This window comes from Betaproteobacteria bacterium (assembly GCA_016720925.1).
Lineage (GTDB): Bacteria > Pseudomonadota > Gammaproteobacteria > Burkholderiales > Usitatibacteraceae > UKL13-2.
The window spans coordinates 193,665-207,695 of record JADKJR010000003.1; the positions used below are offsets into that span (position 1 = coordinate 193,665).

General features: G+C 59.2%; 13 protein-coding genes. 4 read left to right on the forward strand and 9 right to left on the reverse strand.

Annotated elements, in window-relative coordinates:
• Window positions 1-49 precede the first annotated feature (49 nt).
• Both IPP88_05015 and IPP88_05020 read left to right on the forward strand, forming a co-directional pair.
• The gene (locus IPP88_05015; GenBank protein MBL0122101.1) at window positions 50-979 is read left to right on the forward strand and encodes an ROK family protein; all 930 of its coding nucleotides are present in this window, start codon (window positions 50-52) and stop codon (window positions 977-979) included.
• A 3-nt stretch (window positions 980-982) separates the two neighbouring features.
• Window positions 983-1,981 carry an NAD(P)H-quinone oxidoreductase gene (locus tag IPP88_05020; GenBank protein MBL0122102.1) on the forward strand — a complete coding sequence of 333 codons (999 nt, stop codon included), beginning with the start codon at window positions 983-985 and terminating at the stop codon, window positions 1,979-1,981.
• A gap of 444 nt (window positions 1,982-2,425) precedes the next feature.
• Here IPP88_05020 and IPP88_05025 read toward each other — a convergent pair whose 3' ends face one another.
• The 9 genes from IPP88_05025 to gap all read right to left on the reverse strand — a co-directional run bounded on the left by IPP88_05025 (window position 2,426) and on the right by gap (window position 12,030).
• The gene (locus tag IPP88_05025) at window positions 2,426-3,055 is read right to left on the reverse strand and encodes an HAD family phosphatase (protein ID MBL0122103.1); all 630 of its coding nucleotides are present in this window, start codon (window positions 3,053-3,055) and stop codon (window positions 2,426-2,428) included.
• Window positions 3,052-3,921 carry a phosphoribosylaminoimidazolesuccinocarboxamide synthase gene (locus IPP88_05030; protein MBL0122104.1) on the reverse strand — a complete coding sequence of 290 codons (870 nt, stop codon included), beginning with the start codon at window positions 3,919-3,921 and terminating at the stop codon, window positions 3,052-3,054. Before IPP88_05030 ends, IPP88_05025 begins: the two co-directional genes overlap by 4 nt.
• Window positions 3,922-3,940: 19 nt before the next feature.
• Window positions 3,941-4,882, reverse strand: coding sequence for a DUF3667 domain-containing protein (locus tag IPP88_05035; protein ID MBL0122105.1), 942 nt, complete (start codon window positions 4,880-4,882; stop codon window positions 3,941-3,943).
• A 9-nt stretch (window positions 4,883-4,891) separates the two neighbouring features.
• Complete coding sequence (locus IPP88_05040; GenBank protein ID MBL0122106.1) at window positions 4,892-5,956, reverse strand: fructose-bisphosphate aldolase class II; 1,065 nt, start codon at window positions 5,954-5,956, stop codon at window positions 4,892-4,894.
• A gap of 180 nt (window positions 5,957-6,136) precedes the next feature.
• Window positions 6,137-7,438, reverse strand: a complete 1,302-nt coding sequence (locus IPP88_05045; protein ID MBL0122107.1) for a glycerate kinase — start codon at window positions 7,436-7,438, stop codon at window positions 6,137-6,139.
• A gap of 97 nt (window positions 7,439-7,535) precedes the next feature.
• The gene (gene pyk, locus IPP88_05050) at window positions 7,536-8,975 is read right to left on the reverse strand and encodes a pyruvate kinase (protein MBL0122108.1); all 1,440 of its coding nucleotides are present in this window, start codon (window positions 8,973-8,975) and stop codon (window positions 7,536-7,538) included.
• Between the two features lie 79 nt (window positions 8,976-9,054).
• Complete coding sequence (locus IPP88_05055) at window positions 9,055-10,236, reverse strand: phosphoglycerate kinase (GenBank protein ID MBL0122109.1); 1,182 nt, start codon at window positions 10,234-10,236, stop codon at window positions 9,055-9,057.
• A gap of 31 nt (window positions 10,237-10,267) precedes the next feature.
• Entirely contained in the window at window positions 10,268-10,801 is a 534-nt protein-coding gene (locus IPP88_05060) for a hypothetical protein (GenBank protein MBL0122110.1), read from the reverse strand.
• Window positions 10,802-11,016: 215 nt separating this feature from the next.
• On the reverse strand, window positions 11,017-12,030 hold the full coding sequence (gene gap, locus IPP88_05065) for a type I glyceraldehyde-3-phosphate dehydrogenase (GenBank protein ID MBL0122111.1): 1,014 nt from the start codon (window positions 12,028-12,030) through the stop codon (window positions 11,017-11,019).
• Window positions 12,031-12,171: 141 nt separating this feature from the next.
• On the opposite strand from gap, the gene rdgB reads away from it, so the two are divergent.
• The gene (rdgB, locus tag IPP88_05070) at window positions 12,172-12,762 is read left to right on the forward strand and encodes an RdgB/HAM1 family non-canonical purine NTP pyrophosphatase (protein MBL0122112.1); all 591 of its coding nucleotides are present in this window, start codon (window positions 12,172-12,174) and stop codon (window positions 12,760-12,762) included.
• A complete protein-coding gene (locus tag IPP88_05075; GenBank protein ID MBL0122113.1) occupies window positions 12,762-13,958 on the forward strand; it encodes an oxygen-independent coproporphyrinogen III oxidase-like protein in 1,197 nt (398 codons plus the stop codon). Before rdgB ends, IPP88_05075 begins: the two co-directional genes overlap by 1 nt.
• Window positions 13,959-14,031: the final 73 nt, after the last annotated feature.

Here is a 14,031-nt window from a genome sequence, read left to right on the forward strand (position 1 = left end):
GAAATCTGTTGCGGCATAATCGCACATCGTCCCTTCCACAACAAACAGCATGTTCCGGCTCGGTATTGACCTGGGTGGCACCAAGATCGAAATCATCGCCCTCGACGCGGCGGGACAGGAACGCTATCGTCAGCGTGTCGCTACGCCGCAAGGCGACTATGCGGCGACGGTTGAGGCGATCGTTCAATTGGTGCGCCTAGCGGAAACTGCGCTCAGCGCCGAGGGAAGCGTCGGTATCGCTACACCGGGGGCGGTATCCCGCGTGACCGGCCGGATCAAGAATGCCAACTCCACCTGCCTCAACGGCCAGCCAATGGTGGAAGACTTGCAGCGCGCCATGCAGCGCGAAATTCGCATTGCCAACGACGCCAATTGCTTTGCGTTATCCGAGGCTATCGATGGCGCCGGGGCCGATGCCGACGTCGTATTCGGCGTCATATTGGGCACCGGAGTCGGCGGTGGTGTCGTGATCAATCGACAGGTGCTGACGGGTGCAAATGCCATCGCCGGCGAATGGGGGCACAATCCGCTGCCGATATTTTCCCCATCAAATACCTCGACCGAATTGCCGGGACACGCCTGCTATTGCGGCAAACGCGGATGCATTGAATCCTGGCTCTCGGGACCTGGATTGGCGAAACATTTTCTTGAAGATACCGGACGTGCGCTCACGGCCGAGCAGATCGTTGAGCAAGCCGCAACAGACCCACGATGCGAAACGGCGCTGCAAGCTTATGAGGACCGCCTCGCACGCGGTCTTGCGACCATCATCAACGTGCTTGATCCGGACGTCATCGTGCTGGGTGGGGGACTTTCTGATGTCGCGCGCTGGTACGATGCCGTGCCGCGCCGGTGGACGCAATACGTTTTTAGTGATCACGTTGCGACCAAGCTGCTGCCACCGAAATTCGGCGCGAGCAGCGGCGTGCGCGGCGCGGCGTGGTTGTGGAATGATGAACAAAAACTTACCAAGGAATAGAAAATGACGCTCCCCTCCACCATGCGCTTTGTCGCCACCAACGGCCCCGGCGCCGCCGAAGTCATGCACATCGCCACCGGCCCGCTGCCGCCGGTTGGCGAAAACGACGTACTGATCAAAGTCGACTACGCGGGTGTAAATCGGCCCGATCTCCTCCAGCGCGGTGGCAGCTACGCCCCGCCGCCCACGGCGTCACCGGTCATGGGCCTGGAAGTGTCGGGCACCATCGCCGCCCTCGGTGCCCGGGTCACACAATGGAAGATCGGCGACGACGTCTGCGCGCTCACGCCCGGCGGCGGCTACGCCGAATATTGCGCCGCACCCGCCGCACATTGCCTGCCGATTCCCGCCGGATTGTCGATGCTCGAAGCGGCCGCGGTGCCGGAAAATTTCTTCACCGTCTGGGTAAACGTATTCGACACCTGCAAACTGAAAGCAGGCGAAAAATTTCTCGTGCATGGCGGCTCGTCGGGCATCGGCCTCACCGCCATCCAGCTCGCGAAAGCGTTTGGCGCGGAGGTGTTCACCACCGTCGGTAACGAAGAAAAAGCCGTGTTCTGCAAAAGCATCGGCGCCGATCACACCTTCAATTACAAAACGCAGGACTGGGCCGCGGGGATTGCCACCGCCACGCAAAAGAAAGGCGTGAACGTGATTCTGGATATGGTCGGAGGCAGCTATATCGAAAAGAATCTGCGCGTGCTGGCGCTGGAAGGCCGCTACTGCTTCATCGCGTTTCTGGAAGGCGGACAAGCCACCATCGACTTTCGCCCGCTGATGATGAAACGCCAGACCATCACCGGCTCAACCCTGCGCGCGCGGCCAGATCAGCAGAAGGCGGCGATTGCCGTGTCACTGAAAGAAACGGTGTGGCCGCTGCTGGCGGCGAAGAAAGTGAAGGTGGTGATTTACAAGACTTTTGCGCTGGAAGAAATTGTCGACGCGCATAAGTTGATGGAGTCGTCCACGCATATTGGGAAGATCATGTTGAAGGTGGACTAGCAGCCTGAGCGAACGCAACTCGTCCGGACTTGGAAGCGACTTTGGCGCCTCACCTGCAAGATGGGGCTGTAAGTACACCTGGTGTGGATTGCGAAATATCGCTATCCGGTATTGGTTGAGTTGGTGATGTGGGCGAGCGGACGCGCGAGCTGCTGAAGGAGATATCACGAAGTCCGGGGTTGTTGTCGGAAAATGCGAGTTTGCGAAAGCGCTGCTGGGGACAGCATTCGTGGGGCCGGGGGTACAGGGTGGCGTCAAGCGGCAATGCGACAGACGAAGTGTGGAAGAAATACAGTGAAGATCAAAAGCCGGAGGTGCCGGATGACAACTTCAAGATCGTGCAAGGCAGTCGGCCACAACGCCGACCCTCACCGACCTGCGCCGTAACTGGTTGCCCTCGCCTTTTGGCGAGCGTCGTTCACCTTCCGCCGGAACGGCCGGATATCAATCAGCCCCCAGCATCCCGAGCCGCGTCAATTGCTCACGCACCTCGCGGGCGCTTTCAACCCGATACGCGTGCAATCCCAATTCCCGCGCCGCGGCCACATTCAGCGGACTGTCATCGAAGAACACGGCTTCCTGTGCGGCGATACCCATTTGCGCGATGACAAATTCGAAGTAAGCACGATCCGGCTTGATGCGGCCGATCTGGTACGACGCGAACACATGATGCATATGTGGCAGTACACCGAACGACTCGATCACCGGCCAATGGAAGGCGCTGGTATTTGATACCAGTGCAGTGGTGTGGCGCGCCGCGACATCGCGTACCAGGTTGTGCGTTTCGGCGAACGGCCCGACGATCCAATCGCGAAATCCGGCCAGGAACGCTTGCGGCGCAACGTCAAGCGCCAGTTCTTCAACGATGCGTTCGGAGAATTCATCGGCGGCAATTTTTCCCGTCTCGTGCGCACGCACGGCGGGAGAGCCGCTCCACATCGCCCACATTTCCTCACGCGTCAGCCGATTGCCCACCAGCGGCAGCAGGTGGGCCTCCGCGCGCAATTCCGCCAGCACGCCGCCAAAGTCGAACAGGACCGCCTTGATGTCAGGCAAATCGACGACCTCGCTCAACTGGTTAGCCTGTCCAGCGCCTCGCGATATTTGTCGCTGGTTTTTTGGGCAATCTCCGGTGGCACTTGCGGCGCCGGTGGCTTGCGATTGAAGCCGATGGCGTCAAGCCAGTTGCGAATGTATTGCTTGTCGAAACTTTCGGGTGATGCGCCGACCGTATAAGTATCCAGCGGCCAGAAACGCGAAGAATCCGGCGTGAGCACTTCATCGATGAGATGCAGGTTGCCGCCGGCATCGACACCGAATTCGAACTTGGTATCGGCGATGATGATGCCCTTGGTGAGCGCGTATTCGGCGGCTTCCGAATAGAGTCGAATCGCGGTATCGCGAACCTCGGCGGCACGCGCCGCGCCGATGATTTTTTCGCACGTTGAGAAATCGATATTCTCGTCGTGCTCGCCGGCTTCCGCCTTGGTGGCCGGCGTGAAAATCGGCTGCGGCAGTTTCGAGGCGCGCTGCAGGCCCGCTGGCAGTTTCACGCCGCATACCGATTGCGATGCCTGGTATTCCTTCCAGCCGGATCCTTCCAGGTAGCCGCGTACCACGGCTTCAACAGGCAATACCTTGTACTTGTTCACGACAATTGCGCGACCGCGTACCTGGTCGCGCTCGTTTGCCGCCACCACGGTTTCGGGATCGATGCCGGTCAGTTGATTGGGCACGACGTGCTGCAGTTTTTCGAACCAGAAACTGGCCAGCGCAACGAGGATCTCGCCCTTATGCGGGATCGGTGTCGGCAGGATCACGTCATAAGCGGAGAGACGGTCGCTGGTGACGAGCAGCAGCTTGTCGTCACCGACGGCGTAGATGTCGCGCACTTTGCCGCGCGCAACGAGGGGAAGGGATTTGATCGAGGATTCGTACATGGGCTTTAGGCAATCAAGTTTAAGCAATCAAGACATATAAAACGACGGTTGCCGTGGCCATCACGAGCAACAAGGGATAAACGGTGGCGACGACAGCATATCGCAACGTGGTGGCCCACCAGCGTCCCCCGAAGAACCGCTGCATCGCGACGAAATAGTAGACCAGCGCGGCCAATACCACGACATCACCCACGTAGCGCGGCAGGATCGCCTTGAGCAGCAACACAAAAAACGTGAAGGCGTGAATATGCAGCGCATAGACCACATGCTCGCCAAAATAAATTCCACGCCGGACATAGATCAACTTGGTCAGCAGGGCAAACAGCGGCAGCAGCAGAAACAAGGCATATGGAACATTGGCAAGCATGCCCGCCCTGAGCATGTCGATCACATCCCCGGTGGTTTTGCCGGTGTATTTCTTCTCCAGCCGGGTCTGAAATTGCCGGCATACATCCTGAAACGCCCCGCATTCCAGATTGATCTGGGCCTGCCGTATTGCCAGATCATCGAGTGGCTTGCCACTGGGCGGCCTCTCGGAATTGAACGAATATGAGATTCCCTTTGTCGGTTTCGCGGTCTCACTTGTCGTCGTTTCGACGTGCACAAAACTTCCCCAGCCAGCTATCTTCACCACCAGGAAAAATAAAAAACTGGCGGTGATGTAAAGCCGCAATGGGGAGATATAACGCTGCTTGCGCCCGGCGCGATACTCGCGGGTCAGCTCGGCCGGCTTGAAAAACAGCAATACCAAGGTACGCCAGAGTTTGCCCTCCAGCGCGACATAGTGGGTGATGAATTCGTGGACAAATTCCCAGAATGTCGGCGGATGCAGCGTTGTTTCCTGCCCGCAGTTGGGGCAATATCTGCCGCGTGTGGCGCCGAGCGGAAGGCTGCAGTTGCGGCAATGGGGCGCCAATTCGGCTGGCGCCACTTCACCGTGTGCAATAGCGCCGCCCTTCACGCGAGGCCGTTACTTCACGACCTGCGTTAACTCACCCTTCGCATATTTCTCCGCCATTTTCGCCAGCGTGATGCCCTTGATCTTCGGGCCATTTCCGGCGCAACCGAATTGCTGAAAGCGTTGCTTGCAGATTTCCTTGGCGGCGGCGCGTGCGGGCTTCAGATAGTCGCGCGGATCGAACGCACCCTTGTTCTCGTTCATGAATTTGCGGATGGCCGCGGTCATGGCGAGACGGATGTCGGTGTCAATGTTGATCTTGCGCACACCATGTTTGATGCCTTCCTGGATTTCTTCAACCGGCACGCCGTAGGTTTCTTTCATGTCGCCGCCGTTTTCGCGGATGATCTTCAGCAAATCCTGCGGCACGGAGGAGGAGCCGTGCATCACCAGATGGGTATTGGGAATGCGCGCGTTGATTTGCTTGATGCGATCGATGGCGAGAATGTCACCGGTGGGCTTGCGGGTGAATTTGTAGGCGCCGTGCGAGGTGCCGATGGCAATCGCCAGCGCATCCACGCCGGTTTTCTTGACGAAATCGGCGGCTTCATTCGGGTCCGTCAACAACTGATCGCGCGTCATGGTGGAATCCGTGCCGTGGCCATCCTCCTTGTCGCCACGCATGGTTTCCAGCGATCCCAGGCAGCCAAGTTCGCCTTCCACCGACACGCCGATCATGTGCGCCATTTCGACCACACGGCGGGTCACGTCGACGTTGTACTCAAAGCTGGCGATGGTCTTGCCGTCGGCCTGTAGCGAGCCGTCCATCATCACGCTGGAAAAACCGAGACGCATGGCCTGCTGGCAAATTGCCGGGCTTTGGCCGTGATCCTGGTGCATGGAGATGGGCACGGCGGGATAAGTATCGACGGCAGCTTCGATCAGATATTTCAGAAACGTCTCGCCCGCATATTTGCGCGCGCCAGCAGAGGCCTGCATGATCACCGGGCTGTCAGTTTCCGACGCGGCTTCCATGATCGCCTGCACCTGCTCCAGGTTGTTCACATTAAAGGCGGGAACGCCGTAACCGTTTTCGGCGGCGTGGTCGAGTAGTTGGCGCATGGATACGAGGGGCATGGCAATCTCCTGAGGGTGTGATGAGCAGTGCAAGGCCTGCCGGACAAATGAGCAGGTCGATAGGGAATGTTCAATTTTACCGTGATGGCGGTATGCGGTTATTTCCGCACATTCGACGTCGTCACGTTTTGCGTTGGATCAACCAGGCAATATTCAGCACTGGCGCGCCGTCCAAGGCATTTATGTCTGGAAAAACCCGCCAGTGCTGGGCCCATCAACAACGATTGCGCGAAAGTCATTCACGTTGGTGAGTGTCGGACCGGTGATCACCGAATCGCCCAGCGCCTGAAAGAAACCATGGCCATCGTTGTTGTCGAGGCTTGCGCGCGGATTGATACCCTGCGCCCACGCGCGCGCCAGTGTGTCGGGCGCGAGGCAGGCGCCGGCGATTTCTTCGGCGCCATCGACGCCATCGGTGTCGCAGGCAATCGCATGGACACCATGCAAGCCATCCAGGGCGACTGCAAGCGAGAGCAGGAATTCGACGTTGCGGCCGCCGCGGCCGGTTCCTTTGAGGGCGACCGTTGTCTCGCCACCGGACAGCAGCACGCACGGCGTCGTAAAAGGTTGGCCATGCATAGTCACCTGCCGCGCGATACCGGCGAGTGCCTTGCCGATCTCGCGTGCCTCGCCTTCGAGGCTATCGCCTAGAATGTACGTGGGGATGCCTTCGGTTCGCGCCACCTGCGCGGCCGCTTCCAGCGCCATTTGCGGCGCGGTGATGATGCGTACGTTATGTCCGTCCAGGCGCGGATCGCCGGGCTTGATGCTCTCGCCGCCGCCGCTTTCCAGCAGCGATCGCATCGCACCCGGCACGTCAATGCGATAGCGCGCGAGGATCGCAAGCGCGTCAGCGCACGTCGTCGGGTCGGCCACCGTCGGGCCGGAGGCAATGTCGATCGGATTGTCGCCCGGCACGTCGGAAATCAACAGCGTCAGGACTTTCGCCGGATAACACGCGGCGGCGAGCCGCCCGCCCTTGAGCGATGAAAGGTGGCGGCGCACGCAGTTCATTTCGGAAATGGTCGCGCCGCTTTTTAGCAGCGCGGCGTTGACCGCCTGCTTGTCGCCAAGCGTGAGGCCGGGGCCTGGCGCCACCAGCAGGGATGAACCGCCGCCGGAGATGAGGGCGATCACCAGATCATCGGCGGTAAGGCCGCTTACCATTTCGAGAATGCGCTGCGCGGCTTTGATGCCGGCGGCATCCGGCACCGGATGCGCGGCCTGCACAATCTCGATGCGATCGCACGCCACGTCGTAACCATAACGTGTGACGACGAGGCCTTCGAGCGGACTGTGCCAGTGGTCTTCAAGCGCGCGCGCCATCGCGGCCGATGCCTTACCCGCGCCGATGACGATCGTGCGTCCCTTTGGGCACGGCGGCAGGTGCGGCGGGAGGCACAACGCAGGCTGCGCCGCCGCGACCGCGGCATCAAACATACGGCGCAACAGCGGTCTGCGATCTATTTCAGTTGTGCGCATCTTGCAGATTCCAGAATCGCCAAGCGCGACGATGCACGCCGTGAAGATCTTGGTGTCGCCTTAACATCGCTGCACGATGTGAGTCTCCCCCAGATCTTCACGCCCGGCGATGCTCGCCAAGCGTCACGATCTTCATCGTATTGGTGCCGCCGGATTGGCCGATGGGTTCACCCATGGTGATCACAACGATGTCGCCTATCGCAGCAACGCCATTGTCGAGCAAGCATTGCTCGGCAATGCTCATCAATTGCTCGCGATCGTGTCCGTCGTAGATCATCGTAATCGGCCGAACGTCGCGCATCAACGAGGTCTTGGTCAAGGTTCCCGCTTCCGGTGTCAGCGCGTAAATAGGCACGCCGGAATTAAGGCGCGACATCCACAGTGCGGTCGAGCCCGATTGGGTGAGCGAGGCAATGCATTTCACCTTGAGGTGATGCGCGGTAAACAATGCTGCCATGGCGATCGACTGATCCACGCGCGTGAACACGCGATCAAGAAACTCGCGGTCGAGTTTCACGTCCGCACTCTTTTCGGCTTCCACACAGATACGAGCCATTGCTTCGACGGTTTCCACGGGAAATTGGCCCGAGGCCGTTTCCGCGGAAAGCATCACGGCGTCGGTGCCGTCCAGCACGGCGTTAGCCACATCGGAGACTTCCGCCCGTGTCGGGATCGGCGAGGACACCATCGACTCCATCATCTGCGTGGCGGTGATGGTGAGCTTGTTCAATTCCCGAGCCATGCGGATCATGCGTTTTTGCAGCGCTGGTACCGCGGCATCACCCACTTCCACGGCGAGGTCGCCGCGCGCGACCATGATGCCGTCGCAGGCTTTCATGATGTCGCGCAGCGCGTCGTTGGTCACGGCTTCGGTGCGCTCGATTTTTGCGATCAGCATGGCATTGCCGCCGGCCGCCCGCATCAACTCGCGCGCCATGTACATATCCGCGCCACTTTTCGGAAACGACACCGCGAGAAAATCGGCCTTCAGCGCAACGGCCGTCTTGATATCTTCCATATCCTTCGAGGTCAGCGGCGGCGCGGTGAGTCCACCGCCCTTGCGGTTGATGCCCTTGTTGTTCGACAACACGCCACCCTGCTTCACCAGGCAATGAATTTCGTTCTTCTTGACAATGATGACCTCGAACACCAGCAGGCCGTCGTTAAGCAATAACAGGTCGCCCGCCTTTACGTCGCGCGGCAATTCCTTGTAGTCAATACCAACGCGGTTCTGGTCGCCAAGTTCGCAATCCGCGTCGAGGATGAACTTGTCGCCCGCTTTCAACATGATCTTGTTGTCGGTGAATTTTCCGACGCGAATCTTCGGGCCCTGCAAGTCGGCAAGAATACCGATCTGCTTTCCGTGCCGAGCAGCAATTTCCCGGATCAGCGCAGCGCGATCCTGGTGATCGTCGACGGTACCGTGCGAAAAATTCATGCGCACTACATCGACACCGGCGGCAATCAGCCGCTCGAGTACTTCAGGAGAAGAAGTGGATGGCCCAAGGGTGGCTACAATTTTTGTGGCACGTTGCATGAAATTTCCTGTAAATGGTTCAGGGGGCTGGACGTATCCAGCTCGCGTGCAGCTTGGATGCCGTGACAACCGGGCGAGTCTACGCGGAAGCGCGTTGCTCCAGTATTTCCACCGCTGGCAATGTCTTGCCTTCGAGAAATTCAAGAAACGCGCCGCCACCGGTCGAGATATACGACACCTTGTCCGCGATGCCGTACTTGGCGATCGCCGCCAGAGTATCGCCACCGCCAGCAATTGAGAATGCCGGGGAATCGGCGATGGCGCGCGCCAATGTTTCCGTGCCGTGGCCGAACTGGTCGAATTCGAACACGCCCACCGGTCCATTCCAGACGATGGTACCGGCTCGCTTGATGATCTCGGCGAGTGTCTGGGCGGTCTTGGGGCCGATATCGAAAATCATGTCATCGGCGGCCACGTCTTCAACGCGCTTGGTGACGGCGGGGGTGGTGGCTGAGAATTCCTTGCCACACACGACATCGACGGGAATCGGCACCGCCGCACCGCGTGCGGCCATCATGTCGATGATCGTCTTGGCTTCGTTGACCAGATCCACTTCGGCGAGCGACCGACCGATGGGAAATTCCTTGGCAAGCAAAAAAGTATTGGCGATCCCGCCACCCACGACCAGCTGATCAACTTTGTCGGCGAGCGCTTTGAGGATGGTCAGTTTGCTCGACACCTTTGAGCCGGCGACGATCGCCACCATCGGTCGCTTCGGCGTCTTCAACGCGGCGCCCAGCGCATCCAGCTCAGCCGCCAGCAACGGCCCCGCACACGCCACCTTGGCGTACTTGGCAATACCGTGAGTGGTGGCTTCCGCGCGGTGCGCGGTACCAAAGGCGTCGTTCGCGTAGATATCACACAGCTTCGCCATTCTTTGCGCAAGCTCGTCGTTGTTTTTCTTCTCGCCTTTGTTGACGCGGCAGTTTTCCAGCAGCACGACATGGCCGGGCGTCACGTCAACGCCATCCACCCAGTTGGCCACCAGCGGCACCGGGCATCCCAGCAATTCACTCATGCGTTTGGCAATTGGCGCCAGCGAATCTTCCGCCTTGAATTCGCCCTCGGTGGGACGGCCAAGGTGTGACGTCACCATTACCGCCGCGCCGCGCTCCAGCGCGAGCTTGATCGCCGGAATCGATGCGCGGATACGGGTGTCGTCGGTGATATTGCCGCTGTCGTCCTGCGGAACATTCAGGTCGGCACGAATGAACAGGCGTTTGTTCTTGAGGTCGAGATCAGTCAGGCGGAGAAAGTTCATGGTAACTCCATTGATTTGTGAAAAAATGGCGCTACGAAGACCGACACGCGCGTAGCTCCTGGCCTATCGCATCGAGCTGGTCTGCAGCTTGTGAGAGTTTCTGCGTCGATGCCTCGCTGGCTGCACCAGTCTCCTTGGTGAAGCTGTTGAAGGCGTCGACCGTGGCCGAAACAGCCTCAAGCAAACTCGCCCGCACCTTGCCGGTACAGTCATCCACTGCAACCGCGTTGGCGTCAGCCTTGATGGCGTCGACTTTCTTGATGAGCCCCGCGAAGTCGCTGCGACCCGTGGTACCTGCCTCCTTGATGCCCGCGCCCAGACGTTGCGCGAGTGCGGCCATTGCGTCCACATTTTGCTGGCGATCGGCACGCGCGCGATCCTGCTGAAAATTTGCGTCGGCTGCGGCTTTCTGCTCTGAGAACCGCTGCGCAATATCGCGTTGGTCGTTCTTCAGCGCCTCTGACGCGCTTTCAACTTTGACCTCCGGCTTCGGTGCCGCGCGATCACCGCAACTTGCGCACACAGCGGCGAGGAGAATTACCAAGACGGTATTTGCAGTTTTCATATTCTCTTCCTCGGCCGGATGGACTGGCTTACGTGGCGTTGAGACACAGGTGATGCACGATCAGGATAGCTTTTTTCCGCCTGCCGAGCTTTGCGGGACAGCCTGCAATGCATCGATGATCTTGCCGACGCGCAAAAAAGGGGCCCGGGAAGTCGCCATTCCCGGCCCTGTGTTCAGCTTTATCCTTGCCTTGACCGGCTGCAGTCCCTTCGCTGTTACTTTGCCGCCATCCAGGCGACCGTCGTGTCCAGCATGCGATTTGAAAAGCCCCACTCATTGTCATACCAGCTGCTGACTTTCACGAGGCGGCCAGACACCTTGGTCAGTGTTGCATCGAAAGAAGACGAATGTGGGTCATGATTGAAATCGATCGACACCAGCGGAGCCGAGTTATAGGCAAGGATGCCCTTCATGCCGGGTTCAGCGGCGGCGGCTTTCATGATTGCATTGACTTCATCGACCGTTGTGTCGCGCGCGGCGATAAAGGAAAGATCGACAACCGATACGTTGATGGTCGGCACGCGGATCGCATAGCCGTCGAGCTTGCCATTCAATTCCGGCATCACCAGGCCCACTGCCGCCGCAGCGCCGGTCTTGGTCGGGATCATCGACATGGTCGCGGAGCGTGCGCGACGCAGATCTTCGTGCATCACGTCAGTGAGGACTTGATCATTGGTGTAAGCGTGGATGGTGGTCATGAGACCGTTGACCAGACCGATCTTTTCGTTCAGCGGCTTCACCAGCGGCGCGAGGCAATTGGTCGTGCAGCTAGCGTTGGAAATGACCGTCATCGCCGATGTCAGCTTGCTGTGATTGACGCCGTAGACGATGGTGGCGTCTACATCCTTGCCGCCGGGCGAGGAGATAATGACTTTTTTCGCCCCGCCTTTGATGTGCGCGGAGGCCTTTTCCTTGGTCGCAAAGTAGCCGGTGCATTCCATGACGACATCCACACCCAGTTCTGCCCAGGGTAATTGGGCCGGGTCGCGCTGGGCCAGCACGCGAATGCGGTCGCCATTGACGACCATGTAATCGCCGTCAACGGTGACCGTTCCGGGGAACTTGCCGTGTGCGGTATCGTAGCGTGTGAGGTGGGCATTGGTTTCCACCGGACCCAGGTCGTTGATGGCGACGATCTGGATGTCATGTTTCTTGTTGCCCTCATAGTGGGCACGGAGAATATTGCGGCCGATACGGCCATAGCCATTGATGGCGACTTTGATGGTCATTTTGTCGATTCCTGAGAGCGTGGAGGTGGAAACTGCATGGGAAAAGCGAATATTTCCATTTTACCGCAACGCACCCGCTCACCCAAACAACCTATGGCGGGGGTGTGAATTGCCGCACGAAGGGCGGGATAATGGCTAACCATGAACAAAATAATCATTGCGAGCAACAATCCCGGCAAATTGCGCGAATTCGCCGCGCTGCTGCAAACGTTTGATTTCGAGGCGGTCCCACAGGCAACGCTTGGCGTCTCGGAGGCTGAGGAACCCCACGCCACTTTTGTCGAGAACGCGCTGGCGAAAGCGCGCCATGCCTCCCGGGCAACGGGCTTGCCGGCGCTGGCCGACGACTCCGGCATCTGCGCACTCGCACTGCACGGCGCTCCCGGGGTCTATTCGGCGCGCTTTGCGGGCGAACCAAAATCCGATCAACGCAACAATGAAAAACTTGTCGCGGAACTTCAGTCACATGCCGACCGCCGTGCATTCTATTACTGCGCGCTGGTGCTGGTCATGCACGCAGACGATCCGCACCCGCTTATCGCAGATGGTGAATGGTACGGAGAAGTGATCGACACACCGCGCGGCGCGGGCGGTTTCGGCTATGACCCGTATTTTTTCTTGCCGGAATACGGCCTAACCGCGGCGGAGCTGTCGCCTGACATCAAGAACCGAATCAGCCATCGCGGCAAGGCCATGCAGGCGCTTGCCGAAAAATTGCGAACGCGGCGCTGATGTCTGTTTCCATCATGGCGCCGGGCACGATGTCCGACCGTCCTGCGCTGACGGTATTGCCGCCGCTGGCGCTCTATATCCATATTCCCTGGTGCGTGCGCAAGTGCCCGTATTGCGATTTCAACTCGCACGAAGCGAAAGGGGGAAGCGGCGCAATTCCCGAACGCCAATACATCGACGCGCTCATTTCTGATCTCGATCACACGCTGCCGAATATCTGGGGCCGGCGGGTGTACACGGTGTTCTTCGGTGGCGGCACACCGAGCATTTTTTCCGCGCGGGCGATCGGTGAAATTCTCGCCGCGGTGCGCGCCCGCGTCTCGCTCGACAGCGAAGCGGAAATCACCATGGAAGCCAATCCCGGTACGTTTGAGGCAGAAAAGTTTCGCGGCTTCCGCGAGGCAGGCGTGAATCGCTTGTCGATTGGCATCCAGAGTTTTAACGAGGCGCACTTGCTGGCGCTGGGGCGCATTCACAACAGCAACGAGGCACACCGCGCCATCGAGATTGCGCAGGCGAATTTTGACAACATCAATCTCGATCTGATGTTTGCCCTGCCGAAGCAGACGCTGAAGGAGTGCGAAGAAGATATCGATACTGCTCTTTCATTCGGCACCAAGCACTTGTCGATCTACCACCTCACGCTCGAGCCGAACACGCTGTTCCACCGATTTCCACCACCGTTACCTGATGACGATCTGGCCGCGGACATGCAAGCCATGATCGAATCCAAACTGGGTGGCGCGAGATACACGCACTATGAAACATCCGCCTACGCCAAGCCTGGACGGGAATGCCGCCATAACCTGAACTACTGGCGCTTCGGAGATTACCTCGGCATCGGCGCGGGCGCGCACGCCAAGATTTCATTTCCTGACCGCATCACCCGCGAGGCGCGCTACAAGCAACCGCAGGCTTTCATGGAGCGGGCGGCGCTGGGCGACGCCGCGGAGGAAACCAAAACGATTTCCCGCGCTGAGTTGCCGTTTGAATTCATGCTTAACGCCTTGCGCCTGACAGAGGGATTTTCGCTGGCGATGTTCGTCGAGCGCACGGGTTTACCCGTAACCGCAATTACCGCGAAACTGGATCAGGCAGAAGCAAAGGGGCTGATCACGCGGGATCACGTGAACGTGAAACCGACCGACAAGGGGCGATTGTTCCTGAATGACCTGCTGGAAATGTTCCTGCCATAGCAGCTCGCTGCCAGCCGATCAAACTCAAGCACTGGCGCGGCGCTTCGGACTAAAATGGCCGGAACGCCGCGCC